Source organism: Variovorax sp. FW305-3-2-15-B-LB1 (assembly GCF_058787635.1).
In genome coordinates, this window is sequence record NZ_JBYSZY010000027.1 from 1 (window position 1) to 21540 (window position 21540).

19 protein-coding genes are annotated in these 21540 nt (G+C 68.7%); 9 read left to right on the plus strand and 10 right to left on the minus strand.

The features are described 5' to 3' along the window. Positions 1–30 precede the first annotated feature (30 nt). The 8 genes from AC3WQR_RS17655 to AC3WQR_RS17690 form a co-directional block, all read right to left on the minus strand. Complete coding sequence (locus AC3WQR_RS17655) at positions 31–1614, minus strand: aromatic/alkene/methane monooxygenase hydroxylase/oxygenase subunit alpha (RefSeq protein ID WP_492743017.1); 1584 nt, start codon at positions 1612–1614, stop codon at positions 31–33. 37 nt (positions 1615–1651) lie between these two features. After that, positions 1652–1948 carry an MmoB/DmpM family protein gene (locus AC3WQR_RS17660; protein WP_174250302.1) on the minus strand — a complete coding sequence of 99 codons (297 nt, stop codon included), beginning with the start codon at positions 1946–1948 and terminating at the stop codon, positions 1652–1654. Positions 1949–1981: 33 nt separating this feature from the next. Continuing rightward, complete coding sequence (locus AC3WQR_RS17665; RefSeq protein WP_095746811.1) at positions 1982–2986, minus strand: aromatic/alkene monooxygenase hydroxylase subunit beta; 1005 nt, start codon at positions 2984–2986, stop codon at positions 1982–1984. A 43-nt stretch (positions 2987–3029) separates the two neighbouring features. After that, the gene (locus AC3WQR_RS17670) at positions 3030–3299 is read right to left on the minus strand and encodes a phenol hydroxylase subunit (RefSeq protein WP_174250303.1); all 270 of its coding nucleotides are present in this window, start codon (positions 3297–3299) and stop codon (positions 3030–3032) included. 222 nt (positions 3300–3521) lie between these two features. After that, on the minus strand, positions 3522–5195 hold the full coding sequence (locus tag AC3WQR_RS17675; RefSeq protein WP_492743019.1) for a sigma 54-interacting transcriptional regulator: 1674 nt from the start codon (positions 5193–5195) through the stop codon (positions 3522–3524). A 172-nt stretch (positions 5196–5367) separates the two neighbouring features. Beyond that, positions 5368–7008 carry a 3-(methylthio)propionyl-CoA ligase gene (locus tag AC3WQR_RS17680; protein WP_095746812.1) on the minus strand — a complete coding sequence of 547 codons (1641 nt, stop codon included), beginning with the start codon at positions 7006–7008 and terminating at the stop codon, positions 5368–5370. Between the two features lie 45 nt (positions 7009–7053). Beyond that, on the minus strand, positions 7054–8268 hold the full coding sequence (locus AC3WQR_RS17685) for an ABC transporter substrate-binding protein (RefSeq protein ID WP_492743021.1): 1215 nt from the start codon (positions 8266–8268) through the stop codon (positions 7054–7056). 69 nt (positions 8269–8337) lie between these two features. Beyond that, the gene (locus AC3WQR_RS17690; protein WP_159272866.1) at positions 8338–9576 is read right to left on the minus strand and encodes an ABC transporter substrate-binding protein; all 1239 of its coding nucleotides are present in this window, start codon (positions 9574–9576) and stop codon (positions 8338–8340) included. A 174-nt stretch (positions 9577–9750) separates the two neighbouring features. On the opposite strand from AC3WQR_RS17690, the gene AC3WQR_RS17695 reads away from it, so the two are divergent. The 9 genes from AC3WQR_RS17695 (at position 9751) to AC3WQR_RS17735 (ending at position 18418) form a co-directional block, all read left to right on the plus strand. Then, positions 9751–11004: an acyl-CoA dehydrogenase family protein gene (locus AC3WQR_RS17695; RefSeq protein ID WP_492743024.1), complete on the plus strand. Its 1254-nt coding sequence runs from the start codon at positions 9751–9753 to the stop codon at positions 11002–11004. A 21-nt stretch (positions 11005–11025) separates the two neighbouring features. Beyond that, entirely contained in the window at positions 11026–12120 is a 1095-nt protein-coding gene (locus AC3WQR_RS17700; RefSeq protein WP_492743025.1) for an acyl-CoA dehydrogenase family protein, read from the plus strand. An 11-nt stretch (positions 12121–12131) separates the two neighbouring features. Then, entirely contained in the window at positions 12132–13331 is a 1200-nt protein-coding gene (locus AC3WQR_RS17705) for a CaiB/BaiF CoA transferase family protein (RefSeq protein ID WP_492743027.1), read from the plus strand. A 2-nt stretch (positions 13332–13333) separates the two neighbouring features. Continuing rightward, entirely contained in the window at positions 13334–14005 is a 672-nt protein-coding gene (locus tag AC3WQR_RS17710; protein WP_095948110.1) for a nitroreductase, read from the plus strand. Between the two features lie 15 nt (positions 14006–14020). Then, on the plus strand, positions 14021–14551 hold the full coding sequence (locus AC3WQR_RS17715) for a hypothetical protein (protein WP_369630174.1): 531 nt from the start codon (positions 14021–14023) through the stop codon (positions 14549–14551). A gap of 173 nt (positions 14552–14724) precedes the next feature. Next, positions 14725–15174 carry a hotdog family protein gene (locus tag AC3WQR_RS17720; protein ID WP_390348533.1) on the plus strand — a complete coding sequence of 150 codons (450 nt, stop codon included), beginning with the start codon at positions 14725–14727 and terminating at the stop codon, positions 15172–15174. 41 nt (positions 15175–15215) lie between these two features. Continuing rightward, positions 15216–16205, plus strand: coding sequence for a Bug family tripartite tricarboxylate transporter substrate binding protein (locus AC3WQR_RS17725; RefSeq protein ID WP_492743029.1), 990 nt, complete (start codon positions 15216–15218; stop codon positions 16203–16205). 11 nt (positions 16206–16216) lie between these two features. Next, positions 16217–17203: a Bug family tripartite tricarboxylate transporter substrate binding protein gene (locus AC3WQR_RS17730; RefSeq protein ID WP_492743031.1), complete on the plus strand. Its 987-nt coding sequence runs from the start codon at positions 16217–16219 to the stop codon at positions 17201–17203. Positions 17204–17206: 3 nt separating this feature from the next. Continuing rightward, positions 17207–18418 carry a CaiB/BaiF CoA transferase family protein gene (locus tag AC3WQR_RS17735; protein WP_492743033.1) on the plus strand — a complete coding sequence of 404 codons (1212 nt, stop codon included), beginning with the start codon at positions 17207–17209 and terminating at the stop codon, positions 18416–18418. Positions 18419–18421: 3 nt separating this feature from the next. Here AC3WQR_RS17735 and AC3WQR_RS17740 read toward each other — a convergent pair whose 3' ends face one another. Next, positions 18422–19408 (minus strand): Bug family tripartite tricarboxylate transporter substrate binding protein, encoded by a 987-nt coding sequence (locus tag AC3WQR_RS17740; protein ID WP_139704328.1) that lies wholly within the window; start codon positions 19406–19408, stop codon positions 18422–18424. A gap of 40 nt (positions 19409–19448) precedes the next feature. Continuing rightward, positions 19449–21536 carry an acetate--CoA ligase family protein gene (locus AC3WQR_RS17745; protein ID WP_492743035.1) on the minus strand — a complete coding sequence of 696 codons (2088 nt, stop codon included), beginning with the start codon at positions 21534–21536 and terminating at the stop codon, positions 19449–19451. Positions 21537–21540 lie beyond the last annotated feature (4 nt).

Genomic DNA, 21540 nt, shown 5'->3' on the forward strand with positions numbered 1-21540 from the left:
GGTCGATGAGGGGTGGTGGGGCCTGGGTGCTCAGGCCACCTTGGGCTCGGCCGTCGACAGGTCCTGCCCTGTCCAGCGTTCCCAGTTGGCCTTGTCGGGCGAGGTGTTGAACTCGCCGTTGTCGGCGCCGACGTTGATGTGGTAGTAGTCCAGCACGGCCGCCAGCGGGTTGAAGCCTTCCACCGTCGGGTCGGTGCCCTCGGGGAAGCAGTTGCCCTGGTAGATCTGGTGCACCGGCAGCCAGGCCTGCACGTACTTCTCGGGCTCGCCGTCGAACACGTCCTTGCAGCCGTCGGAGCAGAAGTGGTACTTCATGCCGTGGTAGCTGCTCTCGCGATAGCAGATCTTGGTCGGATCGTCGGGCTCGGTGAAGGCCATCGGGATCTGGCAGGTCTGGCACAGCATGGGCAGCGTGTTGTTGAACCAGCGCTTGCCCTGCTTCTCCTGCTCGGCCAGCCACTCGAAGCGCGGGCGGTACAGGCTGTCGAAGGTCTCGGGGTACTTCTCGGCCAGCCAGGTCATCTCGTCGGGCTTGGGGGCCCAGACGTTGAAGTTGGCGGCATGGCCGTAGTTGTTGAAGATGGCCCAGGCCTCGTGCGAGATGCGGCTCTTTTCCTTCGAGGCGACCTCGTGGTACTTGGGCATGCGGATGCCGTAGCGCGCCAGGTCCTCGAACAGCGCGCCGCCGTTCTTCTCGAAGTACATCTCCCAGGCCTCGGACCAGCTCATGACGCGCTTGGGCAGCATGTAGTCCATCATCATCGCGACCAGCGTGAGCAGGCGGTAGCCGCGCCAGAACCACTTGTCGACCCACTTCTGCACGATGGGCACGTTGTCCGGGTCCTGCTCGAGGATGAACTTCACCACCTCCAGGCCCAGCGTCATGTGGCGCGACTCGTCGCTCTGCGCCGAGAAGCCGAAGGTGACGGTGGCCATGTCGCCGTTGTAGGCGGCGCCGCTCATGAAGGGCATGAACAGCAGGTTGGTCAGCACGTACTCGAACGAGAACGAGATGGCGGTGATGAACTCGAAGGGCCCCGCGCTCATCGCATCTTCGAAGTAGCTCTTGGGCACCGACAGGTACCACACGCGGTCGTGCATGTGCTGCGGGTCATGCAGGCCGTGGAAGTACTTGTTGAAGTGGCTGATGGTGTGGAACTGCGTCTGCGCATGGCGCAGCTCGTCGATCGACTGCATCTGGCAGGCCACGCGCGCGCCCACGCCGCGCAGCGAACGCCCGGCCATGGCATAGCCGCGGTGCGCCGCGTACTCCAGCGGCGAGACGCCGGTGAGGAACAGCTTGAGCGTGTTCAGGTAGCGCGGATCGCTGATGTTGAACTGGCCGTTGTTCTGCTGGAACGCATCGATGATGGCGTAGAGTTTTTTCTCCTTCTCGCCCTGGAACTTCCAGTAGGCGTCCATCGTGAGGCGGAACGGGTCTTCCCACTGATCCCAGTCGTGGATCTTGATGCCCTCGAACTTGTCGAAGGGAAACACGTCGTCCATCGACTGGTAGGTGGTCTCCCAGCCGAGGCCGCGCGTCATCATGGCGTAGCGTTCCTTCAGGCCGAGGCGCGGGGTGGCGGGGGTCTTTGCTGCTGCTTGGGTGGTCATGGCGTGGTCCTTGGTCGTGATCCGGTGAGGCCTGTGCTCAGGCGCCCCAATGGAGGGTGAATTCGTCGTCGGTTTCCTCGATGCTTCCGGACAGCGAGATCAGGCTCAGGTGCAGTTCCTGCAGGTCCCAGCGGCGCCCGACCAGGGCTTCGACGCTCTCGCGACGGATCACGAGGCGGCCGGGCGCGTCGATCTTCACCATCGCGGGGTACTCGGTGACGGTGGCCCCGGGGTTGTCGGCCACGATGGCTTCGACGATGGCGCGTGCGGCCTCGCCGGTCTGCAGGGCGATGAAGACGGGCGGTCGGGACACTTCGGCGGTGGCGGTGGTCATGGGGTGGTCTCCTTGGTTCGATCGATTCGGTCGTCAGGCGGCAGCGCCCGTGCGCACCAGCCGGGCCACGCGCGCATCGAGCGCGGCGTGCAGCGTCTTGAGCACCTCGGCGCCCTGCGCGCCCAGGGCCAGCGCGGCCAGCGGCGCCAGCGCCTGCACGGCCTGGTCGCGCCAGCTCGCGTACCACTGCGCGAGCAGCTCGGCGTTGGCGGGCGACTCGTCGGCGGCGGTCTTCAGCGTGGCGTCGACCCAGCGCACGTTCTCGTCGAACCACTCGTTCATGAACTCGGTCAGCATCGCCAGCGCGTTGCCGGTGGCGGCGCTGTGCGCGTTCACGTAGTGGCGGTAGACCAGCGGGTACAGCAGGCCGTCGAGCACGAGGTTCTGGGCCACGAACACCTCGAACCAGTCCTTGGTGACGAAGAGGTTCTCCATCAGGCGGCGCACGCCCTGCCAGGCCGGGTGCGCGAGCCAGGCTTCCTTGCCGGCGTCCAGCGCGCGGCCCGAGTTGGCGTCGATCTGCAGGCCGACGCGCGAGAGGTACTGCGCGATGCCCAGGCGGTCCATGGCCGCGTAGATGAAGGGCTGGGTGATGGCCGTGCCGTAGCCGTAGCCGCAGCAATAGCTGTGGTTCATGTTGGCGCCCCACTCGTAGTGGCGCAGCGGCACCAGCACCTGCTGCAGCGACTCGCGCACGCCGGCATCGGCCTGGGCCAGCAGCTGGCGCTTCTCGGCGAACTCGAACTGGCGGTCGGCGCCTTCCCCCTGGCGCGCGCGGGTCATGGTGTACACGCCGTAGTAGTAGTGGCGCGGGTCCTTGAAGCTGTACCAGTCGGCCATCACGAGCGCCGTGCGGCGCTTGTCGTACAGCGCGTGCTGCGGGTCCCACAGCGGCCGGTAGTGGAAGTTGGCCGTGGGCTGCATGTCCAGCGTGGCCTCCTGGTAGCGCGAGGCCGGCTTGTCGCCGAGCCGCCGCGCCACGTGCGAGAAGGTCTGGCGGATCGGCCGGATGTCCGAGGTCTTGATGTCGACTTGCACGGGGTGTCTCCTTGGTTGTCGCGGGAAAAAAATGCGGGGGTCGTCAGTGGTCGATGCCGGGTGCGCCGAAGCGCCACTTCATGCGCTCGAAGTCCAGCCGCGCGCCCTCTTCGGTGCTCAGGTGGCGCACCGCGTGGCGCGCGCAGAACTCGCGGAACTGGTCGAACTGCAGCACCAGCTCCACGGCCAGTTCGGGGTCGCCGATGGCGAACTCGAACTCCACGAAGCGCGTGCCGCGCGTGCCGGTCACGCGCACGAAGCACGGCTGGCCGGTCATCTGTGCGGCGCTGCCGCTGCGGGGGTCGGGCTGCATCGAGGGCATCACTTGTTCAATCCATCAACAGGTGGACGGCACCAGCGCCGCCCGGCCTGATAAGGGCAACGGGCGTGCCAGCGTGGCTAAGTGATTGATTTGCATGGGCCCGCTGCGCCTGCGGGCCCGAAGCACCGGGAAGTCCCGGATGCTGGTTTGATCATTTGCTGCGGTGCAGCTTGATCAAATGGTGAAAACCGGAAAACGCCGGCCTGCGTCCGCTCAAGACGTCGGCAGGCCTTCCTTTTTCAGCCGGTAGGCCAGCTGCGGGCGCGTGATGCCCAAGAGGCGCGCGGCCTGCGACAGGTTGCCCTTGGCGCGCTGCATCGCGGTCTGCATGAGGCGCTGCTCGAGCGAGGCGATGTCGATGTTCTGCTCGAGCACGCGCTGGCACAGCGCATCCAGTTCGCTCGCGTCGGCGCCCGAAGCCGAAACGCCCGTGGCGACCTTGCCGCTGGCGTCGAGCTGGTTGTCGGGCGGCGCGCCTGGCGGCTGCATCCACAGGTGGCAGGCCTCGATGTCGCCGTGGTCGGGCGCCAGCAGCACGGCGCGCTCGATCACGTTCTCGAGCTCGCGGATGTTGCCGGGCCAGGCGTGCTTGTGCACGTCGAGCGCGGCCTTGTCGGTCAGGCCGCGCAGCTTCTTGCCGTACAGCACGCTGTACTTCTCGACGAAGCGCGCCACCAGCGCCGGGATGTCGGCGGTGCGCTCGCGCAGCGGCGGAATCTGGATCGGGAAGGTGTTGAGCCGGTAGAACAGGTCGGTGCGGAACTTGCCCGCCTGCATGGCCTGCTGCAGGTTGACGTTGGTGGCGGCCACGATGCGCACGTCGACCTTGTTGGGCTGCTCGGCGCCCAGGCGCTCGACCTCGCCGGTCTGCAGCACGCGCAGCAGCTTGACCTGCGCGGCCAGCGGCAGGTCGCCCACCTCGTCCAGGAACAGGGTGCCGCCGTGGGCGCGCTCGAAGCGCCCGGCGCGCGCATGGTGGGCGCCGGTGTAGGCGCCCTTTTCCACGCCGAACAGCTCGGCCTCGATCAGGTCGGCCGGGATCGCCGCGCAGTTGACGGCAATGAAGGGCTGCTTGCCGCGCGGCCCGTTGTCGTGCAGCCAGCGAGCGAACACTTCCTTGCCCACGCCGGTCTCGCCGAGCAGCAGCACGGTGATGGCGCTGTCGACCGCGCTGCGCATGAGCTCGAAGGCGGCGCGAAAACCCGGCGACACGCCGACCAGCTTCTGGTCGTACTCGCGGCGCGGCTGCAGGCGGCGCAGGTGCTGCAGGCCGAGGTTGAAGTCGATGAGCTTCTCGGCCACGTGGTGCTGGCGGAAGTACTCCAGGTAGTGCTCGTCGTTCCACGCCTCGGCGGCCTGGCCGACGATGCGGCAGCGGCTGTCGCCCATGCTGGTGCACTCGACTTCCTTGAACACCACGAGCCGCCCCATGAAGGCGGTGGTGTAGCCCGAGGCGTAGCCGATCTGCGACCAGCACTGCGGGTCTTCCCCGTAGCCGAAGTCGGCCACGTGGGCTTCGCATTCCCAGGAGTTCTCCCAGAGGAATTCGCCGTAGAAATGCTTGGTGGCCACGTCGAGGTCGACCTGCACCTTCTGCACCGAGACGATGCCCTCGATGGAATGCAGGCGCGGCCCGAGCATGAAGGCGTCTTCGGCGCGCATGCCGGCAAGGCGCTCGCGCACGGCCACCTCGCCGTCGCGCAGGCCGGAAGCAAAACCCATGCGCACCAGCAGGCCGCGCGCGCGCTCGATGCCCAGCGAGTCGAGCAGTTCGCGGCGCAGTTCGGCGAAGGCCCGGGCATGCATGAGCAGCATGCGCTGCTCGTCCAGCCAGATGTGGCCCGAGCCGGCGCTGAAGCGCAGGAGAGAAAGAAGTTCTCCCACCATGTCCCCTTTACTTGTCTGGAATCCGTTCCTCCTACATTCTCCTGCAAGGACGGACGACAAGGCTGCTCAATCAACAGGCAACGTGGTGCGAAGCCGCGCCAATGCTCGCTCTGCTGGCTCGCCTCCTCAGGCAACCCACAGAGTTATGCACAGAAAGAACGAACAACTGTCATCAAGTTGACTTGGCTGCGACGTAGCCCTTGAACTGCTCGCGCAGCTTGGTCTTCAGCAGCTTGCCGGTGGCTGTATGCGGCAGGCTGTCGACGAAAGCCACGTCGTCGGGCAGCCACCACTTGGCCACGCGCTGCGAAAGAAAAGTGAGCAGTTCCTCGCCCGTGACCTCTGCGCCTGCACGCTTCACGACGATCAGCAGGGGCCGCTCCTGCCACTTCGGATGCGCGATGCCGATCACCGCCGCCTCGGCCACGGCCGGGTGCGCGCTGGCCGCGTTCTCCAGGTCGATCGACGAGATCCACTCGCCGCCCGACTTGATGACGTCCTTGGCGCGGTCGACCAGCTGCACATAACCGTCGGCATCGATGTTGGCCACGTCGCCGGTCGGAAAGAAGCCCTCGGCGTCGAGCACGTCGCCGCCTTCGCTGCGGAAGTAACCGCTCGCAATCCACGGGCCGCGCACATGCAGGTGGCCGAAGGCCACGCCGTCGTGCGGCAGGCGCTGGCCGTTCTCGTCGACGATCTTGAGCTCCACGCCCCACACGCCGCGGCCCTGGCGCATCTTGACCGTCGTCTGCTCATCTTTCGGGAGCGCGAGGTGCTTGGGCAGCAGGTTGCCGATCACGCCGATGGGGCTGGTCTCGGTCATGCCCCAGCCTTGCACGAAGTCGGCGCCGAAGTCGCGCTCGAAGCGCTCGATCATGGCGCGCGGCGTGGCGGCGCCGCCCACGCCGATGCGCTTGAGGCCGATGGCGCGGGTGTCGATCTCGGGGTGGGCGTCGAAGTACTGGAACAACATCAGCCACACGGTGGGCACCGCCTGCGAGAAGCTCACCTTCTCGTCGCGCATGAGTTCGTACAGGCTCTGGCCATCGAGGTGCGGGCCGGGCATGACGAGCTTGGCGCCCACCATCGGCGCCGAGTACGGCATGCCCCAGGCGTTGGCGTGGAACATGGGCACGGCCAGCAGCAGCGTCATCTGCGAGCACACGCCGAAGGTGTCGGGCGCGCATTCCATCAGCGAATGCAACACGGTGGAGCGATGGCTGTACAGCACGCCCTTGGGGTTGCCCGTGGTGCCTGACGTGTAGCAAAGCGACGAGGCAGTGCGCTCGTCGAACTCGGGCCAGGTGTAGTCCTCGCTCTGCGCGCCGATGAGCTCGTCGTAGCACAGCAGGTTGGGCACATCGATGGCCGGCATGTGGGCGCGGTCGGTCATGGCGACGAAGGCGCGCACGCTCTTCAGTTTGGGGGCGAGCTTCTCGACCAGCGGCGCGAAGCTGGTGTCGAAGAACAGCACCTTGTCTTCGGCGTGGTTGACGATGTAGTCGATCTGCTCCGGAAAGAGCCGCGGGTTCACCGTGTGCAGCACCGCGCCCGAGCCGGACACGCCGTAGTACAGCGCCAGGTGCCGGTAGGTGTTCCACGCCAGCGTGCCCACGCGGTCGCCGGGCGCCACGCCCAGCGCCTTCATCGCATTGGCCACCTGCTTGGAGCGCCGCTGCACCTCGCGGTAGTTGGTGCGGTGCACCGGGCCTTCGACGGTGCGCCCGACGATCTCGACGTGGGGGTGGAAGGTGGCCGCGTGGTCGATCAGCGACGAGATCAGCAGCGGGCGGTCCTGCATCAGTCCGAACATGGTGGTGTGTCTCCTGTGGTTCTTTTGAGCGTGCTTCTGCGAAGGCTACTTCACGGCGATCGAATCGCCCATGGGCTCGAACTCCTTGCCGTTGAACTGCACCAGCTGCAGCGTGTTGAACGGGAAGTAGTCGGTGCTCGAAGTGTTCAGCGCAATGCCCGGCAGCAGCATGCCGGTGCGCATGTTCTTCAGCGTGGTGGCCTGCTTGAGCACGTTCTGGCGCGTGAGGTTGTCGCCCGAGGCCTTGAGCACGGTCTCCATGGCCTGCGCCACGCCGTAGCCGTACACGCCGGCGGCGTTGTTCACGTCTTCGTTCGGTGCGTACTTCTTCATGAAGGCCAGGAACTCCTGCGTGGCCGGGTCGTTGGCCCAGCGCGGCTGCGCGGCGTCCTTGAAGAAGGCCATGGCCATGATGCCCTTCGACTTTTCGAGGCCCGCGGGTTCCAGCGTCATCTTCACGTAGGCCGACACGTAGGTGAGGTACTGCTGCTTGGGCTTCCAGCCGATGTCCCAGGCCTTGCGGATGGCCTGCGCGGCAAAGCGCGCGGTGGCGAAGTTGACGAACACGTCGGCACCCGACGACTGCAGCTTGATGATCTGCGAATCGACCGTGGGGTCGGCCACCTCGAACGAGGCCTCGGCCACCACCATCGAGGCCTTGTCGCCCAGGCCCTTCTTCAGGCCCTTGAGCAGGTCCTTGCCGAAGTCGTCGTTCTGGTAGAGCACGGCGATCTTCGCGTTGGGCATCGTCTTGAGGATGTTCTTCGCGTAGAGGCTGCCTTCGCCCTCGTAGCTGGGCATGTAGGGCGTGGTCCAGGGGTAGGCCTTGGGGTCGTTGAAGCGGTCGGCGCCCACGCCCAGGAACAGGTGCGGCACCTTCTTGGCGTTCATGTAGCGCTGGATCGCGGCATTGGAGGCCGAGCCCAGGTTGCCGTACACGGCGAGCACTTCGTCCTGCTCGACCAGCTTGCGCACCACCTCGGTGGTGCGCGGCGGCGTGTACTGGTCGTCGTAGCTGATGAGCGTGACCTTGCGGCCGTTGATGCCGCCCTTGTCGTTCACCATCTTGAAGTAGGCCTCGTTGACCTTGCCGACGATGCCGTACGACGACACGGGGCCGCTGTAGGGCATGGCCATGCCGAGCTTGATCTCGGTGTCGGAGGCGCCGGTGTCGTACTTCTTCTGCGCGAGGGCCGCGCCGGCGGTGAACAGGAGGGCCGCGCCGCCCAGGGCGGCGGCCAGTCGAACGATGGAGGTCATGGAAGCTTCAGTGGAAAACAAAAAGGGGAAATGAACAGCGGGCCGACAGCGCGGCCCGCGTGACGTCGATCAATCGCCGAGCACTTTGCCGAACGGCTCGTAGCGCGTGCCGTTGAAGCGCACCAGCTGCATGCGCTCGATCGGGTAGAAGTCCGTCGGCGAGGTCTTCACCTCGATGCCCGGGTAGAGCATGGGCGGGCTGTACTGCAGGTTGGCCGCCACCTTCATGATGTTGGCGCGCGTGAGGTCGTCGCCCGCCTTGCGCAGCACCTGCTCCAGCGTCTGCGCCGACGAGTAGCCCAGCACGTTGAGCGAATCGCTCAGGTCGCCCGAGGGGTAGTACTTGCTGAACCAGGTCTTGTAGTCCTCGTACTCCTTGGAACCCTTCCACATGTCGTCGGCCGGGTCGCGCAGGTAGGTGGCCGAGATCACGCCCACCGCGTTCTCGGGGCCGGCCGGCTTGATCACCGCCGACACCGACACCGACACGCTCGACAAATACTGCGTGGGCTTCCAGCCGATGTCGGCCGCCTTGCGGATCGCCTGCGCCGCGAACTTGGGCGTGGTGATGCTGAAGAAGGTGTCGGCGCCCGAGGCCTTCAGGTTGACCATCTGGCTGTCGATGGTCGGGTCAGTCACCTCGTAGGTCGACTGCGCCACGATCATCGTCTTGGCCTTGTCGCCCAGTGCTTCGAGAAAGCCCTTCAGGAAGTCCTTGCCGAAGTCGTCGTTCTGCATGAGCACGGCGATCTTCGCGTTGGGCTTGGTGGAGAGGATGTGCTGCGCGTAGATCTTGCCTTCGGTCTGGTACGTGGGCTGCCAGCCCATGGTCCAGGGGAAGGCCTTCGGGTCGCCGAAGCGCGTGGCGCCCGTGGCCACGAACAGCTGCGGCACCTTCTTGGCGTTCATGTAGCGCTGGATCGCGAGGTTGTGCGCCGTGCCCAGCGGGCCGAAGAGCACCAGCACCTCGTCTTGTTCCACCAGCTTGCGCGCCTGCTCCACCGTCTTCGAGGGGTTGTAGGCATCGTCCAGCGAGATGAACGTGACCTTGCGGCCGTTGATGCCGCCTTCGGCATTGAGCTTGGCGAAGTAGCCCGCCGCCGCCTTGCCGATGGTGCCGTAGGCCGACACCGGCCCCGAGTACGGGACGATGTGGCCGATCTTGATCTCGGTGTCGCTCGCGCCCGGGTCGTAGCGCTTCTGGGCCTGCGCCGTGAAGGCCGTGGCGAGGCCGAGCGTGGCGGCGAGGCCGGCGCCGAGCAGGCGGCGGCGCGTGCCGGGGCGGGCGGAAAAGAGGGAACGTGTCATGGTGTTGTCTCCGTCGTTCTCGTGAAAAAGAAGCTGCGGCCGCGGGCCTCTCACCGGCCTCGTGTCGGTCTCTTGCGGACCTCGTGCGGCGTTCGGGCTGGATGGTAGGCAGCGCCTCCTGCGCGTCACATCGTCGGAACGGACGATTGAGAGCGGCTGAGGGTTGCCCCTAGCATGAGCCTCGACACGGAGACACACCCACCGCCGCGCAACGCGGCGGGCACCGAAGGCAAGCACCGCATGGACCTCACGCTCAATCCCCGCTACGAAGCCTTTCGCGACGAGCTGCGCGCGTTCCTCGCCACGCACGGCCACCGCTCGGCCTTCGCGCGCACCGCCGAACGCCCCGACGCCGACGCCCTCGCCTGGCAGCGCCTGCTGCTGGACCACGGCTACGCGGGCCGCACCGTGCCGCGCGACTACGGCGGCCACGGCGCGGCGCCCGACGTCATGGAGTCGCACCTCATCACCGAGGAGTTCGCGCGCGCCGGCGTGGCGCCGCCGCTGGGCAACCAGGGCATCTCGATGCTGGTGCCCACCTTGCTCGAGCTGGGCACCGAGGCGCAGCGGCGCGAATGGATCGCCCCCACCTTGCGCGGCGAGGTGGTCTGGTGCCAGGGCTACTCCGAGCCCGGCGCGGGCTCCGACCTGGCCTCGCTGCAGACGCGCGCCACCGAAGACGGTGGCGACTTCGTCATCAACGGCCAGAAGATCTGGACCTCGACCGCGCACGTGGCCGACATGATCTTCTGCCTCGTGCGCACCGAACCCGGCGCCGCGAAGCATGCGGGCATCAGCTACCTGCTGTTCTCGATGAAGACGCCCGGCATCGAGGTGCGCCCGCTCAAGACCATGACGGGCCACGCCGAGTTCAACGAGGTCTTCTTCACCGACGTGCGCGTGCCGCAGCACCAGATCGTGGGCCAGCGCGGCGACGGCTGGAAGGTGGCCAACGCCACGCTCAAGCACGAGCGCGGCTCGCTCGGCAACCCCAACCTCACGACCCAGCGCTACCAGGAACTCGCCACGCTGATGCAAGCCGAGACCGTCGACGGCACGCGCCTCATCGACCAGCCCGTGCTGCGCGACCGCCTCATGCGGCTGCAGGGCCAGGTGCTGGCGCAGAAGTGCCACGGCCTGCGGCTGCTCACGGCCGCGGCCAGGGGCGAAGACCCGGGCCTGGCCGCGCTGGTCGTGAAGCTGCAGGGCTGCGAGCTGCGCCACCAGCTGGCCGCGCTCGCCATCGACGCGCTGGGCGAGCTGGGCCTCCTGATGCCCGGCAGCGCGCACCTGCGCGCGCAGGCGCTCTGGCAGGAGCGCTACATGTTCGACCTGGGTCTGATCATCGGCGGCGGCACCGCGCAGATCCAGAAAAACATCATCGCGGAACGCGGGCTGGACATGCCGCGCGAACCCCGTCTCGCCTGATCGGTTGAAAGAAAGCACCCCATGGAATTCGCCCTCTCCGCCGACCAGAAGCTGCTGCAGGACAGCCTGCGACGCGCGCTCGAACGCGCCTGCCCGCTCGATCGCGTGCGCCGCGTCGCGGCCGACGACCTGCCGCTGGACCGCGAGGTCTGGCGCACGCTGTGCGAGGTCGGCGTGCCGGCCCTGCTCGTGCCCGAGGCCTTCGGCGGGCTCGGCCTGTCGCTGCTCGACGCCGCGCTGGCCGCAGAAGAACTGGGCCGCCATGTCGCGCCCACGCCTTTTCTCGGCACCGCCGTGCTCGCACCGCTGGCGCTGCGCGAGGCCGGCAGCGCCGCGCAGCAGGATGAATGGCTGCCGCGCCTGGCGGCCGGCGAATGCATCGCCGGCGTGGCCATCGCCGAGGCCGTGGCCGGCGCGCGCGATGGCGCCGGCGTGACGGCCAATGCCAACGGCACGCTCGACGGCAGCGCGCTCTTCGTGCTCGACGCGAGCGCGGCCGATGTGTTCATCGTGGCCGACCGCGCGGGCGGCCTGCACCTCGTGCGCGCCGATGCACAGGGCCTCACGCGCGGCGCGCTGCGCAGCATCGACGCGACGCGCCCGCTCGGCGAACTTCACTTCACGCAGGTGAAGGCCGAGCGGCTTCCCAACGCCAGCCCCGCCACGCTCGCGCGCCTGCGCAGCGCGGGCTGGGCCCTGCTCGCCGCCGACACGCTCGGCGCGGGCGAAGCCATGATCGGCCAGGCCGTGGCCTACGCCAAGGAGCGCCGCCAGTTCGGCCGCGTGATCGGTTCCTTCCAGGCCGTGAAGCACCTGTGCGCCGAGATGGCCGCCGCGCTGGAACCCGGCCGCGCGCTCGTCTGGTACGCGGCCCACGCCTTCGATGCATTGCCCGAAGAAGCCGCGCTGCTCGCCGCGCACGCCAAGTCGCACCTGAGCGAAACCGGCACCTTCGTCGCCCGCACCGCCACCGAGGTGCACGGCGGCATGGGCATCACCGACCTGCTGGGCCTGCACTACTGGTTCAAGCGCATCGGCTTCAACCGCCAGCTGCTCGGCGGGCCCGAGCGCGTGCGCCACCTCGCCGCCGAGATGCAGGGCCTTGTCGCCGCATGACCTCCCAACCCATGACCACCCCATCCCCCGCCCCCCGCATGCTCGAAGGCCTGCGCATCGTCGATCTCACCACGGTGATCTTCGGCCCCTACTGCACGCAGATCCTTGCGGACCTCGGCGCCGAGGTGGTCAAGGTCGAGCCGCCCGAGGGCGACAGCATCCGCATCATCGGCACGCCGCCCGTCACGCCGCTGATGAGCCCCGTGCACCTGCGGCTGAACCGCGGCAAGCGCTCGGTCGTCTGGGACCTGAAGAGCGAGGACGGCCGCGCCGCAATGCGCCGCCTCATCGAGACCAGCGACATCTTCATCCACAACGTGCGCAGCGACGCCATCGCGCGCGCGGGCCTGTCGTACGACGAGGTGCGCGCCATCCGCCCCGACATCGTCTACGTGCACTGCACCGGCTTCGACCAGCGCGGGCCGTATGCCGCGCTGCAGGCCTACGACGACATCATCCAGGCGGCCTCGGGCATCGCCTCGCTGCCGCCCAAGGTCGACGGCAACCCGCAGCCGCGCTACGTGCCGATGACCATGGCCGACAAGGTCTCGGGCCTGCACGCGGCGTATGCCGTGCTCGCCGCCGTGGTGCACCGGCTGCGCACCGGCGAGGGCCAGCAGGTGGAGGTGCCGATGTTCGAGTCGCTCGCCAGCTTCAACCTCGTGGAGCACCTGTGCGACAAGACCTTCGTGCCGCCCACCGGCCCCGCGCTGTACCCGCGCCAGATCGACCCCATGCGCCAGCCCATGCGCACGCGCGACGGCTACATCGCCATTGCGCCCTACCTGGACGACCGCTGGCTGCGCTTCTTCGAGGCCGCCGGCCACCCCGAGGTGCTCGAGGCGCCCGAGCTGGCCGACAAGGCGCTGCGCCGCAAGCACATGAGCCGCATGTACGAGGCCGCCGCCGCCATCCTGCCCGAGCGCACCACGGCCGAGTGGCTCGACATCCTGAAGAAGGCCAACGTGCCCGCGATGCGCGTGAACGACATCGCCGACCTGCCTGACGACCCGCAGCTGCAGGCCGCCGGCCTTTTCCGACAGCGCACGCACCCGACCGAAGGCGCGTATCTTGAGGTGCGCCCACCGGTGCGCTTCTCGGGCTATGCCTACGCCGACCTGTCGCACGCCGCGACGCCCGGCCAGCACAGCACCGAAGTGGCCCGCGAGCTGGGCGTGACCCTCATGAACGAACGAAAGAACGCCGCATGACCATGACTGTCTACGACGCCGTCGCAAGCCGCCGCTCGGTGCGCGAATTTCTCGACCGCCCCGTGCCCGCCGACACGATCCGCCGCGTGCTGCAGGCCGCGCTGCGCGCGCCCTCGGGCGGCAACCTGCAACCGTGGCACCTGCACGTGGTGGGCGGCGAGCGCCTGGACGAACTCAAGGCCCTCATGCGCACCCGCGTGCAGGAAACGCCCGGCGGCGAAGGCAGCGAGTACGACATCTACCCGCGCGAGCTGGTGGCGCCCTACCGCGACCGCCGCTTTGCCGTCGGCGAGGCGATGTACGCGCGCCTGGGCATTCCGCGCGAGGACAAGGCCGCGCGTTTGAAATGGTTTGCGCGCAACTTCCAGTTCTTCGGCGCGCCGCTCGCGCTCTTCTGCACCGTCGACCGCCGCATGGGCCCGCCGCAGTGGTCCGACCTCGGAATGATGTTGCAGAACGTGATGCTGCTGCTGCGCGCCGAGGGCCTGGACAGCTGCCCGCAGGAGTGCTGGGCCATCTACCCGCAGACCATCGGCCGCTTCATCGACCTGCCGCCCGAACGCATGCTCTTCACCGGCATGGCCATCGGTTATGCCGACCGCGACAAACCCCTCGACGCCCTCGAGACCGAGCGTGCGCCGCTCGCCGACGTGGCCGAGTTCATCGGCATCTGAAGAAAGCAGTTGCACATGGACGATTGGGAAAGCGCCTGGGCGCCGATGGTGGCGCGCGTGGGCGAAGACTTTGCGAACGGCGTGATCCGCTGGGGCGCCGACGTGATCGAGGCCGGCGCGGTGCGCCGCTATGTCGAGGTGCTGGAGTTCGACTGCCCGCTGCACCACGGGCCCGACGCCGTCGCGCCATCGACCAGCCTCGCCAGCCTCACGCTGCCGCCCATGTGGGCCCCGGGCCAACCGCCCGTGTTCACCAGCGACGCGCGCAACGCCGAGCCCGAGCGCAGCCCGCTCAAGGGCACGCGACCCGAAGGCATGCCGCCCACCACCGCCTACATGGCGACCGACTACGAGGTCGACTACCTGCAACCCGCGCGCCTGGGCGACCGCCTGGGAAGGCGCGGCAACCGGCTCGTGCGCTGCGAACCCAAGGCGACCAAGGTAGGAAAAGGCGCCTTCACGACATGGGAGTACGACATCGTGAACCAGCGCGAAGAGGTCGTGGCGCGCTGCCGCTTCGGCATGTACCACTACCTGCCGCACTAGAGAACAGATGCCCGATGCCATGCGGCCACCCGCACTGGCGCGCTGCGTCCCGTGCGCAGGGCACTGGGTGCTTCCAGCAGCGAAATCAAGGAGGAGGCCGCAGGCCGGGGGACATTCGCGGAGGGAAGTACCCGGTGGCCTGTGCACGCGCCCTGAACAAAGAAAGCAACAAGATGAACTGGCAAGAACAACGCCACTGGAACGAAGTCAACGAGGGCGACCCTTTGAACCCCGTGCCCTTCCCCCTCACCGTCTACCGCCTCGTGATGGCCGCCGGCGCCAATCGCGACTTCAACGCCATCCACCACAACACCGAGCACGCCCAATCGACCGGCGCCCCGGAGATGTACGCCAACGTCATGCTGCTGCAGGGCATGTGGGAGCGTGCGATTCGTGAGTACATCGGCACGGCCGGCGTGCTGCACGCCATCCGCGGCTTTCGCATGAAGTCGTTCAACACGGCGGGCGACACCGTCACCGTGCGCGGCCAGGTCGAGCGCAAGTGGATCGACGACAGCGCCGACGCCGCGCACCGCCACCGTCTCGACCTGCGCCTGTGGAGCGAGAACCGCCACGGCGTGTCCGTCGGCCCCGGCCTGGCCGTCGTGAGCCTGCCGCCCTGACATCGCACCCAGACAGAAAAACCATCGGAGACAAGACAGACATGCACAGCAGCAGATTCACCCGCCGCCACGCCCTCGCGCTGGCAGCCGCCCTGGCCACCGGCAGCAGCGCCTTCGCGCAACAGCCACCGACCACCTGGCCCGACAAACCCATCCGCATGATCGTGCCCTACGCCGCCGGCGGCGGCACCGACGTGTTCGCGCGCATCGTCGCCGAGGGCCTGGGCAAGCGGCTCGGCCAGAGCGTCATCGTCGACAACCGCCCCGGCGGCAACGGGCAGATCGGCATCACCGCCGTGCAGCGCGCACCGGCCGACGGCTACACCGTGCTGTTCTCGCTCACCTCCATCATCCAGAACCCGCTGCTGTACCCCAACGCCGGCTTCGATCCGTTCAAGGACTTCGTGCCCGTGTCGGAAGCGGGGCGCCTGCCCATCGTCTTCACCGTGAGCAACAAGCTCGGCGTCGACACCCTCGACGGCTTCGTCAAGCTCGCGCGCGCCGCGCCCGGCAAGTACTCGTACGGCTCCTACGGCAACGGATCGAGCGCCCACCTGTACGCCGAAGTGCTGCAGGACGCGGCGGGCATCCAGTTGCTGCACGTGCCCTACAAGGGCGAAGCGCCGGCCATCACCGACCTGCTCGGCGGCACCGTCGATGCGGTGTTCGTCTCGGCCAAGGGCGTGGGCCCGCACGTCGCGGCCGGCAGGGCCAAGTCGATCGCCGTGGTCGGCACCGTACGCGCCCCGCTCGCCGCCGGCGTGCCCACCTTCAAGGAACAGGGCTTCGCCGGCATGGAGTCGGTCGGCTGGTTCGGCATCTACCTGCCCGCCGGCACGCCGCAGCCCATCGCGCAGCGCCTCTCGACCGAGGTGGCCCAGGTGGTGCAAAGCCCCGAACAGGCCGCACGCATCGAAGGCCTGGGCGTGATCCCGGTCGGCAGCACACCCGCGCAGCTCACCGCCACCATGCGCGCCGACCATGCGCGGTGGAAGCAGGTGATCCAGGTCAAGAACATCAAGCTCGATTGAGACCGCACGCCATGACACGTCTTTCCTCCACGCTCGGCCTCGGGCTCGCGTTGGCTGCCTTGTTCGCCCTGCCCGCCGCCGCGCAACAGCCACCGGCCGACTACCCCTCGCAACCCGTCACGCTCGTCGTTCCCTTCCCCGCCGGCGGCATCACCGACAACATCGCGCGGCTGGTCGCACAGGAACTCGGCACCGCCTGGGGCAAGCCCGTCGTCGTCGACAACCGCGTGGGCGCCAGCGGCACCATCGGCGCCGCTGCCGTCGCGCGCGCCCCGAAGGACGGCCACACCGCCCTCTTCACCATCACCACGCACGTGCAGATGCCCGCGCTGCAGCGCAAGCTCTCGTACGACGCGGTGAAAGACTTCGCGGCCGTGTCGCAGATCGGCATCTCGACCTCGGCCCTGGTCGTGACGCCCGACGTGCCCGCCAAGACGCTGGCCGAACTCGTCACGCTGCTCAAGGCCGAGCCCGGCAAGTACTCGTATGGCTCTACCGGCGTCGCAACCACCTCGCACATCTATGGCGAGCTGTTCAAGAAAGAGGCCGGCGTCGACATGCCCCACGTGCCCTACAAGGGCGCCGCCCCCATGGTGACCGACCTGCTGGGCGGCCACATCCGCGTGGCCGTGCTCGACACCGGCACCGCCCTGCCCTACCTGCAAAGCGGCAAGCTGCGCGCGCTGGCGGCACTGGGCACGCAGCGCTCGGCCACGCTGCCGCAGGTGCCGACCTTCCAGCAGGCGGGCTACGCGGGCTTCGAGCCCTACGCGTGGATCGCGCTCTTCCTGCCCGCCAGCACGCCGCAGCCGCGCGTGGACAAGATGTCGAAGGCCGTCGCCGCCATCATCGCCAAGCCTGAGGTGCAAAAGAAGATGCGCGACATGAACATCGAGCCCGTGGGCAGCACGGCTGCCGAGTTTTCTGTGGTGCTGCGCCAGGACGCCGACACCTGGAAGCGCGTGATCGACAAGACCGGCATCCGCCTGGAGGACTGACCGATGACGCCCCCTCCCCTTCTTCGCGGCGCCCTCGAAGGCGTCAAGGTGCTCGACCTCTCGTCCGTCGTGCTCGGCCCGCTGGCCAGCCAGATGCTCGCCGACATGGGCGCCGACGTCATCAAGGTCGAGGCGCCGCAAGGCGACCTGGCCCGCTCGGTCGGGCCTGCGCGCCACAAGGGCATGTCGTCGCTGTACCTGTCGTGCAACCGGAACAAGCGCAGCCTCGTGCTCGACCTGAAGCAACCCGCCGCGCGCGAGGTGCTCGACACGCTGGTGCGCGGCAGCGACGTGCTCGTGCATTCGGTGCGCACCGATGCAGCGGCGCGCATCGGCATCGATGCGGCGCGGCTGCTGGAACTCAACCCGCGCCTCGTGAGCGCGCACGTCAAGGGATTCTCGGACGAGGGACCGTATGCGGGCCTGCCGGCCTTCGACGACATCATCCAGGCCGCCTCGGGCCTGGCGCAGCTGCAATCGATCTACACCGGTGAGCCGCGCTACATGCCCGCGCTCGTCGCCGACAAGACCACCGCGCTGTACGCGGCGTACGCCATCGTCACCGCGCTGTTCCACCGCGAACGCAGCGGCCAGGGGCAGGCGGTCGACGTGCCGATGTTCGAGACCATGACCGCCTTCAACATGGTGGAGCACCTGTGGGGCCACACCTTCCAGCCGCCCATCGACGACATGGTGTACGGCTCGATCCGCTCCGGCGTGCGCAAGCCCTTTCGCACGGCCGACGGCTACATCGCGCTGGTGCCCTACACCGACGCGCAGTGGCTGCGCTTCTTCGAGGTCGTGGGCCGGCCCGAGCTGCGCGAGGACGAACGCTTTGCCACGCTGGCCGCGCGCGTGCGCAACCACACCGTGGTGTTCGGCGAACTCGAACGCGCCACCGGCGCGCGCACCACGGCCGAGTGGGTTTCTGCCTTCCGCCAGGCCGACATTCCGGCGATGCCGATCCAGACGCTGCAGCAGCTGCCCGACGATCCGCAGCTGAAGGCCAGCGGCCTGTGGCACGACGCCGAGCACCCGACCGAAGGCACGCTGCGCTTTCCCGGCGTGCCGTTCACGCTGTCGGCCACGCCGGGCGGCGTGCAGCGGCTCGCGCCGTCGCTGGGGGAGCACACGGACGAGGTGCTGGGGGAGTTCGGGTTCGAACGCGCGGCGGTCGATGCGCTGGTGACCGCCGGCGTGGTGGCGCGGGCCTGAGGTCTATTCGAGCTTCAGGTTCATGTCCTTGATGAGCCGCGACCACAGCAGGTTCTCGCGCCGCACCGCCGCCATCAGTTCCCCCGGCCCTTCGCCCGAAGGCTCCAGCCCCAAACCGATCATGCGTTCCTGAAGATCAGGCTGCGCCACGGCCTGGCGCACCGCACCGGCCAGCTTGTCGATGGCCGGCTGCGGCGTGCCGGTGGGCGCGAAGAAGCCCCAGAAGCCGCCGTGCTCGTAGCCCTTGAAGCCCTGCTCGGTGAAGGTGGGAATCTGCGGCGCAAGCGGCATGCGGCGCGTGCCGAACACGCCCAGCAATTTCGCGCGGCCCGACTTCGCGTGCGGCAGCGCCTCGCCCATGGTGACGAAGCCGCCTTGCACCTGGCCGCCGAGGATGTCGATCATCAGCGGCGCGCCGCCCTTGTAGGGCACGTGCGTCATCTGCAGGCCCTCGTCGCGCATGAGCTTCTCACCATAGAGGTGGCCCGACGAGCCCTGCCCCGCCGAGCCGAAACTCAGCTTGCCGGGCTGCGCCTTGGCCATGGCGACGAACTCGCGCATGCTCTTGGCCGGCACGCCCTCGCCCACCGCGAACACGAGCAGGCCGTAGTTCGACAGCGACACGGGCGCGAAGTCCTTGAACACGTCGTAGCCGGGCTTGGCCATCAGCAGCGGCGCGAGCACGAAGGAGTTGACGGCGAACAGCAGCGTGTGGCCGTCGGCCGGCGCCTTGGCCACGAAGGACGCGGCGATGGCGCCGTTGGCGCCGGGCTTGGGGTCGATGAGCACCGGCTGGCCCAGCGGCTTGGCGATGCGTTCGCCGATGGTGCGCGCGATGCCGTCGACCAGCCCGCCGGCGGCCGACGACACGATCACCTTGATCGGCTGGGTCGGGTAGGCGTCGGCCGCCTGCGCCTTCGGCAGGGCACCCAGCGCGGGGGCCAGCAGTCCGCTCGCGCCCCATTGCGCGAATCGACGTCGTTGCAGCATGAAGAGGTCTCCTGTTGGTTTTCTTGACGATGAAAGTCGTTCAGCCGGCCGCGCCCCACACGGCCAGCGCGTCGAGCGCCTCGACCGTGCGGCCGTCCACCCGCAGCGGGTTGACTTCGAGCGAGACCAGCTCGGGCCCGAGTGCGAGCGCCGCGTTGCCGATGGCGGCCACGGCTTCGGCGATGGCGTCACGGTCGGCCGCGGGCGCGCCGCGCCAGCCGTCGAGCAGGCGCGCACCGCGCAGCTCGGCCAGCATGTCCTTCACCTCGGCGGGCGTCACGGGCAGCAGGCGCAGGCTGGTGTCGCGCAGCGCCTCGACCCAGATGCCACCGAGCCCCACGGCGAGCGCCGGGCCCCACTGCGGATCGCGCACGGTGCCGACGAAGAGCTCGAGCCCACCTTGGCGCATCGGCGCGACCAGGATGCCGTCGATCTCGGCCTCGGGCCGCGCGGCGCGCACCGCGTCGGCGCCTGGCAGGTTGAGCGCCACGCCGCCGACCTCGGTCTTGTGCGCGATCTGCGCCGAGGCGATCTTCAGCACGACCGGGCCGCCGAGTTCCTGTGCAATGCGCGCGGCCTCGTCGGCGCTGCGCGACAGCCGCACGGGCACCACTGGCACGCCTCGCTGCGAGAGCCACTCGAGCGTCTCGCGCTCCGAACGCAGAGGCTGCGCGGGCGGCGTGGCCGGCACCGCGGCAGCGACACCTTGCACGCCCTGACGCCGGCGCAGCGTTTCCGACCACCGGCGCACCGCACCCGCCGCGCTCATCGCATGGTGGATGCCGCAGGCGATGTGGCGGATGCCGGTCTCGGCGATGAGTTCGCGCGACCGCTCGCTCACCTGCATCACGTAGTGGCTGCAGACGATGGCGGGCACCGGGCTGGCGGCCAGGCCGCGCGCCACCTGCGCCAGCACGGCGCGATTCAGCGGCGTGTCGTTGGCCGGCGCGTTGGGCACGTCGGCCACGACGATGGCGGCGCCCAGCGCGGGGTCGCGCACCAGCGCTTCGAGCGCGTTGCCGAACAGCTCGGGCTGCAGCATGGCGGCGCCGGTCACGTCCAGCGGGTTCTGCGGCGTGCCGTAGCCCGGCAGCACCTCGCGCAGCGCGGCCTCGGTGGCGGGCGCGAGCGGCGTGAGCGCCAGGCCTTCTTCCTCGGCGCGCTCGGCAAAGATCTCGCACATGCCGCCCGACATCGACACCGCCGCCAGCCCGCCGGCCGCGAAGGGCCCGGTCATGCTGGCGAAGGCGGCGGTGAACACCAGGTCTTCGATGGAGCGCACGCGCATCAGGCCCAGGCGCTGGCACATGGCGTCGAACACGCGGTCGTCGCCCACCAGCGAGCCGGTGTGGGCCTGCGCAGCCTGCGCCGTGATCTCGCTGCTGCCCATCTTCAGCACGACGATGGGCTTGGCCACGGCCAGCGCGCGCTCGGCCGCGGCGGCAAAGCGCTGCGGGTCGCGCACGGTCTCGGCGAACACGGCGATGGAACGCGTGTGCTCGTCGTCCACCAGGTAGTCGATGACCTCGGCGATGTCAATGTCCGACTCGTTGCCGGTCGACACCATGCGGCTCAGGCCGATGCCGTGCACCTGCGCCATGAACGACAGCTGCCCCGCCAGCGCGCCGCTTTGCGACACGATGCCCAGCGTGCCCGCCGGCAGCGGCTCGCGCAGCGAGGCGGTCCACACGGCCGAGCGGTCGACGAAGTTGACGAAGCCCAGGCAGTTCGGCCCGAGGATGCGCAGGCCGCGCGATCGCGCCTTGGCCGTGAGCTGGCGCTGGCGCTCGCGGCCTTCCTCGCCGGCTTCGGCGAAGCCCGAGCTCAGCAGCACCGCATTGCCGATGCCCGCTCGCTGCAGGTCGGCCAGCGCGTCGTCGAGCGCGTCGGCCGGCACCATCAGCAGCGCCGTGTCGACCGGCTCGCCGATGGCCTCGGCCGAGGTGGCCGCCGCCATGCCATGAAAGCTGCCGCCGCGCCGGTTGACCGGGTACAGCTGGCCCGCATAGCCCAGCGTGCGCAGGCTGGCGAGCGCCGCGTTGGACCACACCGAGCGCTCGGTGGCGCCGACGAAGGCGATGGCCTTGGGGTGGAGGAAGCAGTGAAGAGAAGAAGAGGAAGAAGTCATGGCG